Source organism: Sebaldella sp. S0638, from assembly GCF_024158605.1.
In the GTDB taxonomy this organism is placed as follows: Bacteria; Fusobacteriota; Fusobacteriia; order Fusobacteriales; family Leptotrichiaceae; genus Sebaldella.
In genome coordinates this window covers 81576-99496 of the sequence record NZ_JAMZGM010000002.1, presented here as the reverse complement: position 1 = coordinate 99496, position 17921 = coordinate 81576, and the positions used below count along the sequence as shown (strand labels likewise).

General features: G+C 36.6%; 12 protein-coding genes. All 12 read left to right on the top strand.

Annotation, left to right across the window (positions count from 1 at the left end; genetic code table 11):
* Positions 1-254: 254 nt before the first annotated feature.
* The 12 genes from selD (at position 255) to ssnA (ending at position 17740) form a co-directional block, all read left to right on the top strand.
* Complete coding sequence (gene selD / locus NK213_RS01415; RefSeq protein WP_253346155.1) at positions 255-1283, top strand: selenide, water dikinase SelD; 1029 nt, start codon at positions 255-257, stop codon at positions 1281-1283.
* Between the two features lie 318 nt (positions 1284-1601).
* Entirely contained in the window at positions 1602-2819 is a 1218-nt protein-coding gene (gene dpaL, locus NK213_RS01410; protein ID WP_253346154.1) for a diaminopropionate ammonia-lyase, read from the top strand.
* Between the two features lie 76 nt (positions 2820-2895).
* Positions 2896-4203 carry a YgeY family selenium metabolism-linked hydrolase gene (locus tag NK213_RS01405; RefSeq protein WP_253346153.1) on the top strand — a complete coding sequence of 436 codons (1308 nt, stop codon included), beginning with the start codon at positions 2896-2898 and terminating at the stop codon, positions 4201-4203.
* Between the two features lie 98 nt (positions 4204-4301).
* Positions 4302-5507, top strand: a complete 1206-nt coding sequence (ygeW, locus tag NK213_RS01400; RefSeq protein WP_253346152.1) for a knotted carbamoyltransferase YgeW — start codon at positions 4302-4304, stop codon at positions 5505-5507.
* Between the two features lie 130 nt (positions 5508-5637).
* A complete protein-coding gene (gene arcC / locus NK213_RS01395) occupies positions 5638-6579 on the top strand; it encodes a carbamate kinase (protein ID WP_253346151.1) in 942 nt (313 codons plus the stop codon).
* A 149-nt stretch (positions 6580-6728) separates the two neighbouring features.
* The gene (locus NK213_RS01390) at positions 6729-7010 is read left to right on the top strand and encodes a hypothetical protein (RefSeq protein WP_253346150.1); all 282 of its coding nucleotides are present in this window, start codon (positions 6729-6731) and stop codon (positions 7008-7010) included.
* A gap of 68 nt (positions 7011-7078) precedes the next feature.
* On the top strand, positions 7079-8431 hold the full coding sequence (locus NK213_RS01385; RefSeq protein WP_253346149.1) for a solute carrier family 23 protein: 1353 nt from the start codon (positions 7079-7081) through the stop codon (positions 8429-8431).
* Positions 8432-8479: 48 nt separating this feature from the next.
* Positions 8480-9877 carry a uracil-xanthine permease family protein gene (locus NK213_RS01380; RefSeq protein WP_253346148.1) on the top strand — a complete coding sequence of 466 codons (1398 nt, stop codon included), beginning with the start codon at positions 8480-8482 and terminating at the stop codon, positions 9875-9877.
* Between the two features lie 217 nt (positions 9878-10094).
* Positions 10095-11483, top strand: a complete 1389-nt coding sequence (locus tag NK213_RS01375; RefSeq protein ID WP_253346147.1) for an 8-oxoguanine deaminase — start codon at positions 10095-10097, stop codon at positions 11481-11483.
* A gap of 337 nt (positions 11484-11820) precedes the next feature.
* The gene (locus tag NK213_RS01370) at positions 11821-13218 is read left to right on the top strand and encodes a nucleobase:cation symporter-2 family protein (RefSeq protein WP_253346146.1); all 1398 of its coding nucleotides are present in this window, start codon (positions 11821-11823) and stop codon (positions 13216-13218) included.
* Positions 13219-13372: 154 nt separating this feature from the next.
* Positions 13373-16402 (top strand): putative selenate reductase subunit YgfK, encoded by a 3030-nt coding sequence (gene ygfK, locus NK213_RS01365; protein ID WP_253346145.1) that lies wholly within the window; start codon positions 13373-13375, stop codon positions 16400-16402.
* A gap of 9 nt (positions 16403-16411) precedes the next feature.
* Positions 16412-17740: a putative aminohydrolase SsnA gene (gene ssnA, locus NK213_RS01360; protein WP_253346144.1), complete on the top strand. Its 1329-nt coding sequence runs from the start codon at positions 16412-16414 to the stop codon at positions 17738-17740.
* Positions 17741-17921 lie beyond the last annotated feature (181 nt).

Here is a 17921-nt window from a genome sequence, read left to right as displayed (position 1 = left end):
TTTAGTTCACTTGTAGAAATACCAAAAATAAAGGCTTTTATAGTATTTTTTCGTAATATGAAATGAAAAATAGTGAAATGAGTGAAAAAAAATTCAAAAAACATATTGACAAATAAAAAAATTAGGGTACAATGAAATAAAGATCATTCATATTAAAAAAATACAGCATTATGTTTAAAAGAGCTAAAAAACATGGATTTCTGCCAGTGTACAGCAGATAATATATTTTAACTTTAAAGAATGAGGTGTGAAAATTGGAAATAAAATTAACGGAATACGCAAGAAAATGTGGCTGCGGAGCAAAGCTTTCTTCTAAGAAGCTTTCAGAAGTGCTGGAAAAATTACCTAAAGTACACAATGAGAATTTAATTGTAGGAATGGAAACTTCGGATGATGCCGGAGTGTATAAATTAAATGATCAGATGGCAATAATTCAGACAGTAGATTTTTTTACCCCTATAGTTGACGATCCCTACACATTTGGTGTAATAGCGGCGACTAACGCCTTGAGCGATGTTTATGCAATGGGGGGAGATCCTGTAACAGCACTGAATATAGTCTGTTTTCCAAATCGTATTGACCTTTCAGTATTAGGGGAGATTTTAAGAGGAGGCCTGGATAAGGCAAAAGAGGCCGGTGCAATTATAGTAGGAGGCCATACTATTGAGGACGAAGAGCCTAAATACGGTATGGCGGTAACAGGTATAATTTCTCCTGACAAAGTATTAAAAAATTATGGTGCCAGAGTAGGAGAAGTTCTCATACTGACAAAACCGCTCGGTGTAGGAATAGTAAGCACTGCAGTGAAAGGCGGAAAGGCATCAGACCATTCTAAAGAAGCTGTTATTAAATCAATGACGACTTTAAATAAATATTCTTCGGAAATAATAAGAAAATATAATATTTCTGCCTGTACAGATGTTACAGGATTCGGACTTATGGGGCACTCATATGAGATGGCCAGTTCTTCAGGTGTAACAATAGAACTGCACAAAGAAAAAATTCCATTTATAAAAGAAGCGGAAGAGTATTCGAATCAGGGATTAGTTCCCGGCGGTATGTTCAATAACATGGAGTATCTGGAAGGAAAGTATGAATTTACCGATATTCCCGAATACTTAAGAAATATTGTATTTGATCCGCAGACATCAGGCGGGCTTTTGGTATCATGCAGCAGTGAAGATGCCGAAAAGATGCTGGAAGAATTAAACAAACTCGAAATCAAGTCACACATAATAGGAACTGTAATAGAGAAACAGGAAAAATCAATTTTATTCAGATAACCATGTTACAGACAGTTTTATCCAACACTAATTCAAAATAAACATCATAACAAAGTCGGAATACTTGTGCCTCCTTACTTCTGTATCTGTATGCAGACAGGAAAAGGTACTAGATTATATAAAAATTATTTATCTTCATAATAACTATTTATGAAGATAAATAAAAAATTAACAATGGTAATTGCATACCGTTAAATACACGGTGTATACTCAATCTAACGTACTAAATAAGTACTTTATTGTTAGTATTTTTAAATACTGATTTAAATATAAAGTTAATAAAAAAAATATCTTTTAGAGAGGGGAATACCAGAGACAATGGAAGAAATCAGATGGCGTATGAATACAATGCCTAAATCAAACAAAGAGGAAAGTATAAAAATATTAGGAGAGGAAGAAATAATAAAAGTAAAAAACTTCCACCAAAGCTTTCCGCAATATGAGGAAACTCCACTTGCAGACCTGAAAAATCTGTCAAAAGAATTAGGAGTCGGGGGTATTTATGTAAAAGACGAGTCGTACAGATTTGGTCTGAATGCGTTTAAAGTGTTAGGCGGGTCATTTGCAATGGCGAAATACCTGGCAGAAAAATTAGGAAAAGATATATCAGAGTTAGATTATAATAAGCTTATTTCTGATGAAACTAAAAAACAATTGGGTGATATAACATTTTACACAGCAACAGACGGAAATCACGGTAGAGGTGTAGCTTGGACTGCCAACAGATTAAAGCAGAAATCAGTAGTATATATGCCTAAAGGGTCATCACAAATAAGACTTGATAATATAAAGGCAGAAGGATCTGATGCAAGTATCACTGATATGAACTATGATGACGCCGTAAGACTTGCCGCTAAAAATGCCGAAGCTACTAATGGAGTGGTTGTACAGGATACTGCATGGGAAGGTTACGAAGACATACCTGTGTGGATAATGCAAGGTTACGGAACTATGGCTCTTGAAGCATTGGAGCAGATGAAAAGATCCGGTGTAGACAGACCAACTCATATCTTTATACAGGCAGGTGTAGGATCGCTTGCAGCAGCAGTACAAGGTTTCTTCGCTTCTGTATTCAAAGATAATGTTCCGGTTACTGTAGTAGTAGAACCTGATCTTGCTAACTGCTATTACGAATCAGCAGTTCAGGGAGACGGAAAACCTGTAAACGTAGGCGGAGACATGCAGACTATAATGGCAGGACTTGCTTGCGGAGAACCGAATATAATCGGTTTTGAAATATTAAAGAACTATGCAAGTGCATTTTTATCATGTCCTGATTATGTAGCTGCGAAAGGTATGAGAATGCTTGGAGCTCCTATGAAAGGTGATCAGCAGGTAACATCAGGTGAATCTGGAGCTGTTACACTAGGTGTAGTAGCACTGCTTATGAAAGATGAAAGATATAAAGAATTAAGAGAAAAACTGAATTTAAATAAGGATTCAAGAATATTACTATTTAGTACAGAGGGAGATACAGATCCTGATAAGTACAAGTCTATAGTTTGGGACGGAGACGTACCGAGTATCGATTTATAAGAACAGTAAATAAAATATGGATAGCGGGCTATCTGATTTTAGATAAATAATTAAATATAATATGGAGGTTATTAAAATGGATTTTGATGCAATTAAGGCAAAAGCAGAAGGGTACAGAGCTGACATGACTAAGTTTCTTAGGGATCTTATAAGAATACCCGGAGAAAGCGCTGACGAAGAAGGTCACTCAAGAAGAATCAAAGAAGAAATGGAAAAATTAGGTTTTGATAAAGCTGAAATTGATCCTATGGGAAATGTACTTGGGTACATGGGAACAGGGAAAACTTTAATAGCTTTTGACGGACACATAGATACAGTTGGTATAGGGGAAATAACTAACTGGAAGTTTGATCCGTATGAAGGATATGAAGATGACGAAAGTATCGGAGGAAGAGGAACTTCTGATCAGCTTGGCGGAATAGTTTCAGCTGTTTACGGTGCTAAAATCATGAAAGACTTAGGAATGCTAAGCGATAAATATACAGTATTAGTAGCAGGAACAGTGCAAGAAGAAGACTGTGACGGACTATGCTGGGAATATATGATCAAAGAAAGCAAAATTCGTCCTGAATTTGTTGTTTCTACAGAACCAACTGATGGTGGTATCTACAGAGGACAACGTGGACGTATGGAAATTCGTGTAGATGTTAAAGGTGTATCTTGTCATGGTTCTGCTCCAGAACGTGGAGATAACGCTATCTACAAAATGGCTGACATTCTTCAGGACATCCGTGCCCTAAACGAAAATGCAGCAGATGATAAAGACATAAAAGGTCTTGCAAAAATGCTTGATGAAAAAAATAATCCGCAATGGAAAGAAGCTCAGTTTTTAGGACGTGGAACAGTTACTACTTCTGAAATCTTCTTTACTTCACCAAGCCGTTGTGCAGTAGCAGATTCTTGTGCAGTTTCATTAGACCGTCGTATGACTGCCGGTGAAACATGGGAAAGCTGTCTTGACGAAATCCGTAACTTACCAAATGTTAAGAAATACGGAAATGACGTAAAAGTATCAATGTACGAATATTCTCGTCCGTCATTCACAGGACTTGTTTATCCAATAGAGTGCTATTTCCCTACATGGGTAATTCCTCAGGATCACAAAGTTACAATAGCTTTAGAAGAAGCTTACAAAGGACTTTACGGAGATACTCGTATAGGTTCACAAGAAACAGAAGCTATGAGAAAAGCTCGTCCGTTAACTGATAAGTGGACATTCTCTACAAATGGTGTTTCTATCATGGGACGTAACGGAATTCCTTGTATTGGTTTTGGACCAGGTGCAGAAGCTCAGGCTCACGCTCCAAATGAAAAAACTTGGAAAGACGACTTAGTAGTATGTGCTGCTATGTACGCTGCAATTCCGTCAACTTATACAAAGTAATACAGTATTATATAAAAGGGTGATTATATAATAAATAAAAAGGATTATGAAGAGTTGGATAGATAATAAAATAAAAATAAAAAAGGAGAAAATTAATAATGGATAAAATGAAACAATTTGAAGAAATAATCGCAAGATTGGAAAAATTAGATAACAAAGGAATGCTGAATGACGATTTCTTTTTAACATGGGATAAGTCAACAGACGAATTAAATTCAGTTTTTGCAGTAGCTGACGCTTTACGTAACTTAAGAGAGCAAAACATTACTACAAAAGTATTTGACAGCGGATTAGGAATCTCATTATTCAGAGATAATTCTACAAGAACTAGATTTAGTTTCGCAAGTGCTTGTAATCTTTTAGGACTTGAAGTACAAGATCTTGATGAAGGAAAATCACAGATTGCTCATGGGGAAACAGTAAGAGAAACTGCAAATATGATCTCTTTCATGGCTGATATAATCGGTATCAGAGATGATATGTATATTGGAAAAGGACATACTTACATGCAGGAAGTATCACAAGCTGTTCAGGAAGGACACAAAGACGGTGTGTTAGAGCAAAGACCAACTTTAGTAAATCTACAGTGTGATATAGATCACCCAACTCAAAGTATGGCTGATATGTTACATATTATCCATGAATTCGGCGGGGTAGAAAACTTAAAAGGAAAGAAAATCGCTATGACTTGGGCATATTCTCCGTCATACGGAAAGCCTCTGTCAGTTCCTCAAGGGATCATAGGTCTTATGAGCAGATTTGGTATGGAAGTAGTACTTGCTCACCCAGAAGGATACGAAGTAATGCCTGAAGTAGAAGAAGTGGCTAAAAAGAATGCACAATCTTCTGGAGGAAGTTTCACAAAAACTAATAATATGGCTGAAGCGTTTAAAGATGCAGATATAGTTTATCCTAAGAGCTGGGCTCCATTTGCAGCTATGGAAAAAAGAACTAATCTTTACGGAGAAGGAAAATTCGACGAAATCAACGTTTTAGAAAAAGAATTATTAGCTCAAAATGCTAACCATAAAGATTGGGAGTGTACTGAAGAGTTAATGAAGACAACAAAAGAAGGAAAAGCTCTTTACATGCACTGTTTACCAGCAGATATTACAGGAGTAAGCTGCAAAGAAGGAGAAGTAGAAGCATCAGTATTCGACAGATACAGAGTACCTTTATATAAAGAAGCTGGATATAAACCATATATCATAGCTGCTATGATGTTCTTAAGTAAAGTAAAAGATCCTGTGGCTACATTAAAAGCTCTTAGTGAAGGTAAAAAACCAAGATTTTTTGAAAAATAAGAATATTTAGTATTATTTAGGTGTTAGCGCACATTTTATATAAAATCCATAGGACTGCCTAAAGAGTTGCACAACATCTTACATCACAAAAAAGGCAGTCTTATTTTAATTCAAAATTTTGGAGGAAATAATGAAAAATAGAATAGTAGTTGCATTAGGAGGAAACGCACTTGGAAACAGTGCTAAAGAACAGAGAGATGCAGTAAAGGAAACAGCTGTACCTATAGTTGACCTGATTGAAGCAGGACATGAAGTAATACTTGCCCATGGTAATGGTCCTCAGGTAGGGATGATAAATCTGGCAATGGATTCTGCCACAAAAAATCTTCCCAGCTTCGCTGAAATGCCGATAACTGAATGTGTAGCAATGAGTCAGGGATATATAGGTTACCATTTGCAGAGATTTATCAGAGATGAATTAAAAAGAAGAAATATTGATAAAGAAGTAGCTACTATAGTTACTGAAGTATTAGTAGACGGTGATGATCCTGCATTTAAAAGCCCTAATAAACCAATAGGAGCATTCTATACTAAAGAAGAGGCTGAAAAGCTTGAAAAACAGGGATACACTATGATGGAAGATGCAGGAAGAGGATACAGAAGAGTAGTTGCTTCTCCAAAGCCTGTGGATATAGTGCAGAAGAAAACAATAAAAACACTTGTTGATAATTCACAAATAGTTATAACTGTTGGTGGAGGAGGAATTCCTATAAAATATGTAGAAGGAAAAGGAACTCTTGGGGAATTCGCAGTTATTGACAAAGATTTCGCATCAGCAAAGCTCGCTGAATTAATGGATGCAGATTATCTGATCATACTGACAGCAGTAGAAAAAATAGCTATAAACTATGGTAAGGAAAATGAGCAGTGGCTTGATAAATTATCAATAGATGATGCTAAAAAATATATAAAAGAAGGACATTTTGCTCCGGGATCAATGCTTCCAAAAGTAGAGGCTGCTCTAGGTTTTGCTGCATCAAAAGCAGGAAGAAGAGCGCTTGTTACGTCATTGGAAAAAGCAAAAGACGGAATAGCAGGATTAACAGGAACAGTAATAGTAGATGATAAATAAAATGTTATAAAAGTTATGAATTCAATATAAATTAACTTTAGACAACATACTTCCAGGCTAAATCAAATATACTTTTATCAGTATATTGAAATAAAAAAAGGGCACGAATAAATCAACCGGATATAAGCCGGTGAAAGAGGTGTAGAAATATGAGCGATGGTGAAGTAAGAGGAAGACTTAAGGTTGAAAGAAATTTTCAGATAAATAAAATTAAGTCATTTAGGATTAGAAAAAGTCCAAAAGAAGAGAATTTACCATTTGAGAGAGAGAGTTTACTAATAAACAGACAAGTGAAAATAATTTCAAATCCATTCTATTTCGGACTTCCACAATTAAATATTGCAGCGATTCCGGCACTCTTGCCAAGCTTGTTATTTTTTACGAATACAGCAAGGAGAGGAAGGATTCGCCGGAAGTTTATGGCACTTTGAAAAATTGATTATTTTTTGAAAATCAAAAATGATTGATTTTTTGAGAAGAAGTAGAATGGAGGAGAAACGTGAGTAAAACAGTAAGTAATTCAGTATTTGACATAGACGGGAAACCGTCATTTAAAGCAGCGTTTCCGTTATCACTGCAGCATGTGCTGGCTATGGTAGTGGGAAATATTACACCGGCAATAATAGTTGCCAATGTGTGTAAGTTAAGTAAAAGTGATAAGACTTTACTGGTACAGTGTGCATTTTTTATAGCCGGTATAGCAACATTGCTCCAACTTTACCCGGTATGGAAATTTGGTGCTAAACTGCCGGTAATAATGGGTGTCAGTTTTGCGTATGTTCCGACACTTACTACACTTGGTTCCCAGTATGGAATAAAAGCCATTTTCGGAGCTCAGTTAGTAGGGGGGATAGTAGCTATATTTGTGGGGATGTTTCTGAAATATCTCAGAAAGTATTTTCCGCCGATAGTAGCCGGAAGCGTGGTACTTACAATAGGACTTTCATTATATACCATAGCTATAAAATATATGGCCGGCGGGGCAAATCTTCCAAAAGAAGAATTTGGTTCGCTGAAACACTGGGGAGTAGCGGTTTTGACTTTAGTGGTAGTGCTGATATGTAACCAGTTTGGTAAAGGTTATGTGAAGCTTGCCTCTATATTAATAGGTATTGTTGTGGGATATGCGGCAGCATTTATGCTGGGAATGGTTAATTTTACCAGTATAAGTCAGGCGGGATGGTTCTCTGTTCCGAAACCTATGCATTTCGGACTGGAATTTCAGATCAATGCCATTATATCAATGTCAATAATATATATAGTAAACTCTGTACAGGCAGTAGGTGACATTTCTGCTACTACGGTAGGAGGAATGGGAAGGGAAGCCACAGATGAGGAACTCGCAGGAGGAATTATGGGAAATGGTTTATCCAGTGTAGTAGCTTCGTTTTTCGGCGGACTTCCAACAGCGACATACAGTCAGAACGTGGGAATAGTAGCAATGACGAAGGTAGTCAGCCGTTATATTTTAGGTTTGGCAGCAGCAGTAATTCTGCTTGCAGGATTTATACCTAAAATCGGGGCAATAATGACAACAATTCCGCAGTCTGTTCTTGGTGGAGCCACAATAACTGTCTTTGGGATGATAACAATGACCGGAATAAGATTAATTATTCAGGATGAATTATCTAACAGAAATGTTACAATAGTCGGTTTATCATTAGCATTAGGTATGGGTATTTCACTGGTACCCGAATCTCTCAGTCACTTTCCCGAATCTATAAGAATAATATTCGGAAGTTCGGCTGTAGTAATCTCTTCACTATTAGCGTTCACGCTCAATATTATTTTACCTAAAGCAACAATAGTTGATGAAGAAAAAGAACGTAAAAAGTTCGAAAATAAAAACTAATTTATAAATATTTTTTATATAAAAAACTATTGTTGGAGGGAAAATATTATGGGTAAGAAAAATCAGAATGATCATGAATTAATCTATCAGTTAGACGGTAGACCAAGTTTTGGAGTGGCGTTTCCTTTAGGATTGCAGCATGTACTTGCGATGTTTACAGGAAATCTGGCTCCGGTATTAATCCTTATAGGGGTATTGAAATTACCTCAGGATCAAAGCTTGAGAATGATACAGTGTGCGATGTTTGTTTCAGGATTAACTACATTTGTTCAGTTATATCCTATAAAAATCGGAAAGTTTCAGATCGGGGCAGGTCTGCCGATAGTAATGGGAACATCATTTGCATTCGTACCTACAGCTAAAAACGTAGGACTGCAGTATGGACTGGCAGGAGTACTGGGCGGAGCACTTTTAGGAAGTTTGGTGGAAGTAATAATGGGGTTCTTCTACAAACCGCTTAAAAAATTCTTCCCGCCGTTAGTAGTAGGTGCTGTATTAATAACTATAGGTATTCATCTGTTAAAAGTAGGAGTAGATTACTTCGCAGGGGGAGTAGGATCAAAGGATTACGGGTCGCCAAAGAATCTTTTCTTAGGATTCTTAGTATTCGCAGTAATAATGTCATTACAGAGATTTGGAAAAGGAATGTGGAAAATATCTGCGATATTAATAGGGTTGGTAGTGGGTTATCTGGTGGCAATGCCGCTTGGTAAAGTAAATTTCAGCCATATTACTGATGCAGGATGGCTTGCGCTTCCAGTACCATTAGTAATGCCATGGAAATTCGAATTCCATTTGGAAGCTATTTTAAGTTTTGCAGCTATATATATAGTTTCAGGACTTGAGACAATAGGTAATACTTCTGGTATCACAATAGCAGGATTTAACAGGGAAGCTACAGGAGAAGAAACTTCAGGGGGAATACTCGCTGATGCTCTTGGGTCTACTACTGCTACATTGTTTAATGCTCTGCCGAATACGGCATTTGGGCAGAATGCAGGAATAGTATCTATGACTAAAGTAGTTAACAAATGGTGTATAGCTATGGGTGCGTTTGTTTTAATGGGTGCAGCGCTTTTCCCGAAAATCGGTGCAATATTTAATGCAATGCCAAGCAGCGTTCTTGGAGGAGCAGTTATTACGGTTTTCGCAATGATACTGATAAACGGTATAAAAATGATAGCTAAAGCAGGATTTAGTGAAAGAAATGTTATAATTTTAGGTGTGACTTTCGGTATTGGTCTTGGACTTGGGGGAGATCCAAAAGTAACAGAACAATTGCCGACTTTTATAAACTTTATATTTAAAGATACAGTAGCATGTGTATGTATAGTTTCTATAATTGCGAACTTGATATTCCCGCCTAGCAAAGAGGACAAGGAACTGGCTAAGGCAGCTATGCTTGAGGAAGAAATCAAAGAAGATAGTAATCTTGTTCTGGAATAAAAAGTGTAATATTTTAGGAATAAACCGATTTGATTTTGATCAGTTTCGGGGTAGAATTATATAGCATGTCAGAAAGCGAAACAGTCAGACTTTGATGAAAAAGGGCTGTCTGTTTCGATTCTGTTCTTCACGGGGGAAGAAATACCGTACATAAGGATTTATAAAAACTAAAATTGAGGTCTTCTTAATTTCTAAACTAAATTTGGAGGAGAAGCCCATGTCAAAATTACTGTTGAAAAATGTTGATTATCTGGTAACTTTTAATGATAAAGATGAAATTTTGAGAAATTATGATATTCTTGTTGAAGGAAACAAGATAATAAAAATAGAAAAAGACATCCATACGGATGGAGAAGGTGATACTGAAGTAATTGACGCAACTGGAAAAGTAGTTCTTCCGGGTTTTGTAAATACTCACCATCATTTATACCAGACTATGTTCAGGGGAATAGACGAGGTGCAGGAAATGCCTCTTTTTCCATGGTTGGAAGGGCTGTATGAATTTTGGAAATATCTGAACGAGGAAACTGTATATTACGGTTCCATGGTAGGATTTTCAGAATTACTAAAAACAGGGTGTACTACAACAATGGATCACCACTATGTATTTCCAAATACTAGTAAAAGTACATTAATAGACGAACAGTTCAGAGCATCAGAAGAAATAGGAATAAGATTTCATGCAACAAGAGGTTCTATGTCGCGTGGAAAGGAACAGGGAGGACTGCCGCCTGACAGTGTGGTTCAGAATGAAGAAGAAATACTGTTGGATTCGGAAAGATTAATAGATAAGTTTCATGATTCTAAAGATTATGCAATGAAAAGAGTGGCGTTAGCCCCATGTTCACCATTTTCGGTTACAAAAAGTCTAATGAAAAGTTCGGCTGAATTAGCCAGAAAAAAAGGAGTAATGCTACATACACATCTGGCTGAAACTATGGATGAAGAAGAATTTTGTATTTCAGTATACGGAATGAGACCGGTAGAATTAATGGAAGATACCGGATGGATCGGACCTGATGTATGGTTCGCCCATGGAATATATTTTAATGATGATGAATTAAAAAGATTAAAAGGAAGCGGAATAGCTCACTGTCCAAGTTCAAATATGAAATTAAACAGCGGGATATGCAGAACAACAGAATTATTTAGAGCAGGAGTAAATATTGGAATAGCAGTGGACGGAAGTGCTTCTAACGACGGATCAAATATGTGGGAAGAAGTTAGAAGAGCGTACCTGCTGAATCATTTGAAATACGGAGTAAACGGTTTAAATGCATATGAAATATTGAAAATTGCAACAAAAGGCGGAGCAAGGGTATTAGGAAGAAATGATATAGGAACACTTGAAGTAGATAAGGCAGCAGACATTGTCGTATATGATCTGTCTGATATAGCGTATGCGGGATGCCATAATCCGCTGACTTCATTGGTATGCTGCGGAAACAGCAGTCTGGTCGATATGACAATAGTCAATGGGAAAGTAGTAGTAAAAAATGGTATAGTCTTAACTATAAATACGCGGGAAACTGCAATAAAAGCTCACAGCCATGCATCACAATTAGTGGAAAGAAGAAGAGAGGAAATACTGGCAAATAAAAATTAAGTATTTGCATTTGTCTCGGAATGCTGCACATCAGGGCGTATATGAGACAGAGTATTAATATTTTGACAGGTATTGTTATGTTTTTCATAATAAAAATGTCAAAGCAGCTGTACCACATTTGGTTAGATTGTTAAAAAAATAATCTGATCGGATAACAGTAGTTGTTTCTGAATATCTTCGTCTTTAGTTTGTTATTATTATTTCTACTGATTATTTAAACCAAATATATATTAATAAAGTAAAGAAAATAAAATATAAAAGTTGGTATTATTAGACAAAACAATATTGAAAAGATGCACAAAACATAATAATAGCGGACTATTTGGATAGGAGATATATGGATAACGAAAAAACAATGGATAATTCATTTGATCAAGCAAAAGTCAAGACTGTAAATTATGAGGCTGAAAACACAATAGCGCCTGTGGATGAAAAACTTCCGTTAGGAAAGACACTGGCATTTGCACTGCAACATGTACTTGCGATGTGTGCCGGAGCAGTGGCAGTACCATTAATAGTGGGAAATGCAGCCGGACTTTCACAAAGCGAGATTTTATTTCTTATAAATGCAGATTTATTAATAGCTGGTATAGCTACTCTTACACAATCCCTCGGTATAGGTAAATTCATCGGAGGGAAGATACCAATGATAGAAGGAACAAGTTTCGCATCTGTAAATGCTATGGTAGCGATTGCGGGAACATATAAGGGAGATCCTTATACGGCACTTACCACGATTTTCGGTGCTGTTCTTATAGCCGGACTGTTTGTATTTCTGGTAGCTCCTTTTTTCGGGAAATTTCTGAAATTCTTTCCTGAAGTAGTAACAGGAACAGTAGTTACAATAATAGGAGTGTCTTTACTACCGGTGGCTATTAGATGGTCAGCAGGGAATAACCCGCAGCTTCCTAATTTTGCCAGCATGGCAAATGTTTTTCTGGCTTTGGGGACATTGATTTTAATACTGCTTCTAAATAAGTTCTTAAAGGGGAATCTGGGTAACCTTGCCATACTTTTTGGTTTATTAACGGGAACATTGGCAGCCTATGCATTTGGAATGGTAGATTTTACTCTGGTAAAAGAAGCAAAAATGCTGGGATTTGTAACACCTTTTCATTTCGGGCTTCCCCGTTTTGAAATTACTGCTATTATTTCTCTGCTTCTGGTAATGCTGGTAACTATGACCGAAGCAACGGGAAACATTATAGCTGTTCATAAAATAAGCGGAAGAAAACTGGATGATAAAAATTTGACAAGATCATTGAGAACTGATGGTTTTGCTACAATGATAGCTTCTGTTTTTAATACATTTCCGTATACTGCCTTTTCACAAAATATAGGATTATTAAGTCTTACAGGTATAAAAAGCCGTTACGTAGTAGCAGTTTCAGGGGTTATGCTTGTTATGTTAGGTCTTTTGCCTAAGATGGCGGGAGTAATAGCTTCTGTACCGTATCCTGTACTAGGCGGAGCAGGATTTGTACTATTTGGAATGGTAGCTGCAAATGGAATAAAATCTTTGTCTAAAGTAAAATTCGACGGAACAAAAAACGGGATGATAGTAGCCGTGAGTATAGGACTGGCTTTGATTCCTGTAGCAGTACCGGGATTTTACGATAATTTCCCTGAATGGGTAGGGACACTTTTCCACAGCGGAATAACAACAGGAAGTTTAAGTGCAATATTGCTGAATCTTTTGTTTAACGGAGTAGGAGAGAAAAAAGAAGAGCAATAGAAATACAGAAATAAACAGGCATCCTGAAAGTTCGGTTTTTTATGTCTGATTGCCGTAAAAGGCTTGATGTATTAATATCTGAATTTAGGACAGCTTATTAAAGTTTATAGATTTTTGTAAGAAGATAAATAAAAAATGTTGGAGGATAAAGAGAATGAGTGATTTAATGAGATTAATCCCGTTTGGTACAATGGTAGAATGGATTTTTCAGGAATATGAAGAACAGGGAACAGTTTTTGGAGTAAGAAAAGATAAATTTTATAAAAACAAAAGCGGAACAAACATAGTAATGTTCGGCGACAAGCTAAGCACTCCCATAGGACCCGCAGCAGGGCCGAATTCACAGCTTGCACAGAATATAGTAGCAGCATATCTGACTGGATCCCGTTTTGTGGAATTGAAAACAGTTCAGCAGATGGATGGTGAAGACCTGAGAAAGTGTGTGGCAAAACCTTGTATAAATGCCGAAGATGAATGTTATAACGTGGAATGGTCTACAGAGCTTACTGTTCCAGAAGCTTATAATGAATATATAAAAGCATGGTTTGCACTTCATGTGGTAGGAAAAGAGCTGGGAATCAGCGATAAAAGAGATTTTGCTTTCAATATGAGTGTGGGATATGACCTTGACGGTATAAAATCACCTAAAATTGATGCTTTTATAGAAGGTCTGAAAGACGCTTCTACTACAGAAATATGGAAAGAATGTAAAGAATATTTATTAAATAATCTAGATAAATTTCAAAGACTTACAAAAGAAGATGTAGAGAATATTTCATCAAGCGTTTGTCCTTCAATATGTTTATCAACATTACACGGATGTCCGCCTGCTGAAATAGAAAGAATAGCAAGATATCTTCTGGAAGAGAAGAAACTGCATACTTTCATAAAGTGTAACCCTACACTTCTGGGATATGAATTCGCAAGAGGGATTCTGGATAAAATGGGATATGACTATATTTCATTTGATGACCACCATTTCAAAAATGACCTGCAGTACGGAGATGCTATAGCAATGCTTACTCGTCTTATTGCATTCTCAAAAGAACTTGGTCTTGAATTCGGTGTTAAGCTGACTAATACATTCCCTGTAAGAATAGCAAGAAAAGAGCTTCCGGGAGAAGAAATGTACATGTCAGGGAGATCATTATTTCCGCTTACTATAAGTCTGGCTGATAAATTATCACAGGAATTCAAAGGGCTTCTTCCTATATCATTCTCTGGAGGAGCAGATTTCTTCAATATAGAAGAGATTATAAAAACAGGAATACAGCCTATAACTATAGCGACTACTATTCTAAAGCCGGGTGGATATGAAAGAACTACGCAGCTTGCAGAAACAATAGAGCCGTTACTTGCAGGAAAATTCCACGGTATAGACCTTGAAAGCCTGAAACATCTTGCAGAAAGTGTGACTATAAATAAATATCATGTAAAAAGTGCAAGACCTGTAGGGTCAAGAAAAACAAAATCAATTCTTCCGTTATACGACTGTGCAAAAGCACCTTGTAAAGACGGAGGATGTCCTATAGAACAGCAGATACCCGAGTATTTAAAGCTGGTAAGCGAAGGGAACTTTGAAGAGGCGTTTAAAGTAATAGTAAATGATAATGCATCACCTGCTGTTACAGGTACAATATGTGACCATCAGTGTCAGCATAAATGTACAAGACTTGACTATGATTCTCCGCTTGAAATAAGAAATGCCAAAAAGATAGCAGTTTTAAATGCACAGGATAAGTATCTGGCAAATATGAAAAAAGCAAATATAGTAACTAAGAAAAAAGCAGTGGTAATAGGGGCAGGGCCGGCAGGAGTGGCTATTTCATTCTTTTTAAGAAGAAACGGAATGGATGTTACTGTATTGGAAAAAAGAGACCGCCCTTATGGAATTGTGGAATATATAATACCTGAATTCAGAATTTCATCAGAAATGATAAACAGAGATTATCAGCTTGCAGTAAATGCAGGAGTAAACTTTATTTATAATGTAAATGAAAATTATGATGTAGAAGAACTGAAAAAGGAATATGACTTTGTAGTAGTGGCTACAGGTGCTTGGAAAGAAGGAATAATTCCTGTAAAAGAAGGCGGAGAAAATCTGCGTGATGCACTTGAATTCCTTGAAGATGCCAAAAAGAACGATATCAACATATCTTTAGGTAAAAAAGTAGCTGTACTCGGCGGCGGAGACGTAGCAATGGATTGTTCAAGAACAGCCAAGAGAGCTCCGGGAGTAGAAAGCGTATCTATAGTATACAGAAGAACAAGAGAATTTATGCCGGCAGAACCTGAAGAAAAAGAACAGGCTCTGGGTGACGGTGTAATATTCCAGGAATTATTATCACCAGTGTCTTATGACGGCAAAAATCTTGTATGTGAAGTTATGGAACTATCAGATATAGATGAGTCTGGAAGAAGAGGAATAAAAGGTACAGGACAGATGAAAACGCTGGAATTTGATACAGTGGTAAGTGCTGTAGGTGCCAGAGTAGATACCGAATTATTTGAAAAAAATAATTTGAAATTAAATGACAGAGGTTATGTAAATATTAACCAGTTCAATGAATCAAGCTCTGCTAATGTTTATATAGCAGGAGACTGTAAATCAGGTACATCTACAATAGTAAAAGCTATAGCGGATGCTAAGGTAATAGCGAAGGATATTCTGGATAAAGCAGGATTAACAGTTGATTTTGAAAGATATAATGTAGTTCAGAAAGAAGAAATATTATATGAAAGAAAAGGAATACTAAGAGCAAATACAAAAACTAAAGAAGACGGTGCACGTTGTCTGACTTGTGACCAGGTATGCGAACTTTGCTGTGATGTATGTCCTAACAGAGCAAATGTAATGGTAAGAATAAATAACGGGCCGTTTAACCAGAAACATCAGATAGTTCACTTAGACGGAATGTGTAACGAATGCGGAAACTGTGGTGTTTTCTGTCCTCATACAGGAAATCCTTATAAAGACAAAATAACTGTATTCTGGACAGAAGAGGATTTCGTAGACAGCACTAATAAAGGATTCCTTCCGCTTGGAAATGATACATTCAAAGTAAGAAAAGAAGACGGAAGTGTAATAAGCCATACATTAGGTGACGGTCAGATTTCTAATGAAATGAATGAAGTGCTAAATACAATACTAAAAGACTACTCATATTATATAATGAGTTTATAGGAGGTAGAAATGATTTTAATAGGTAACGGAAGAGTTTTTACACGTGACGAAAATAATCCGTATATTGAAAATGGTGCAGTTTTAATAGATGGAAAGGTTATTAAGGAAATCGGAAAAACTGAAGACCTGAAAGCTAAGTATCCTGATGCTGAGTATAAAGATGCAAAAGGACGTCTGGTAATGCCCGGATTTATAAATCCTCATATGCATTATTACAGCACATTTGCAAGAGGTATGTTCTTGGATAATCCTCCGGCAACTATGTTCAGTGATGTATTAAAAGGACTGTGGTGGAGACTTGACAGAACTCTGAGTCTGGAAGATGTATATTACAGTGCGGCTATGCCTATGATCGAGCAGATAAAAAGCGGTGTTACTACTGTAGTAGATCACCATGCCAGTGCATATGCAGTAGAAGGAAGCCTTTTCAAAATAGCTGATGCTGCACGTGAATTCGGGATCAGAAGTAACCTGTGTTATGAAATCTCTGACAGAGACGGGGAAGCTATAGCAAGAGCAGGAATTAAAGAGAATGCAGATTTTGTTAAATATACTAACGAGCAAAAAGATGATATGCTGAAAGGACTTTTTGGATTCCATGCTTCTATGACAATATCAGATAAAACTCTTGATGAAAGTCTTGCTGCCGCTGCTGCTGTTAATGCAGGATTCCATGTGCATTGTGCCGAGGGTATAGAAGATGTAGCTGACTCTCTTGCGAAGTATAACCAGAGAGTAATCGAAAGATGGTATAAAAGAGGAGTGCTGAACGAAAAGAGTATAGCAGTACACTGTATCCATCTGAGCAGTGATGAAATAGATATGTTAAAAGAAAGTAATGTAGCTGTAGTTCATAACCCTGAATCAAATATGGGAAATGCAGTAGGAATAGCTCCAATCTTAGAAATGATGAAAAGAGGAGTATTAGTAGGACTGGGAACTGACGGATATACTGCTGATATGACTGAATCATATAAAGTAGCAAATATTATTCATAAACATGAAAATAAACTTCCAAGCGTAGGATGGGTAGAACCGCCTCAAATGCTATTTGACAATAACAAAAAAATAGTAAACAGATTCCTTGAAGGAACAACCGGGATACTAAAAGAGGGAGCTTACGCTGATGTTATTATAGTAGATTACAAAGGACCTACACCTCTGAATGAAACTAATTTAAACGGACATATTCTGTTTGGCGTAACGGGACGTAATGTAGATACTACAATAATAAACGGACGTGTGGTTATGGACGAAAGAAGACTTGTAGATATTGATGAAGAAAGAATAGCTGCAAAAAGTGTGGAACTTGCACAGAAATTATGGAATCGTATATAGTAATTTAACCGTAAAAAAATGGTACCCTGATACCCTGTCTTACTTGTGTTTTGGGAATTAATGATTTTGATGGGGAAAAGGTGTTTTGTCTGAATGATATTCGAAATAACGAATACCAATTAATGTCAATACATCAGGAATAATGGTTTATAAATACATTATCAACACTCTACTGCAATGT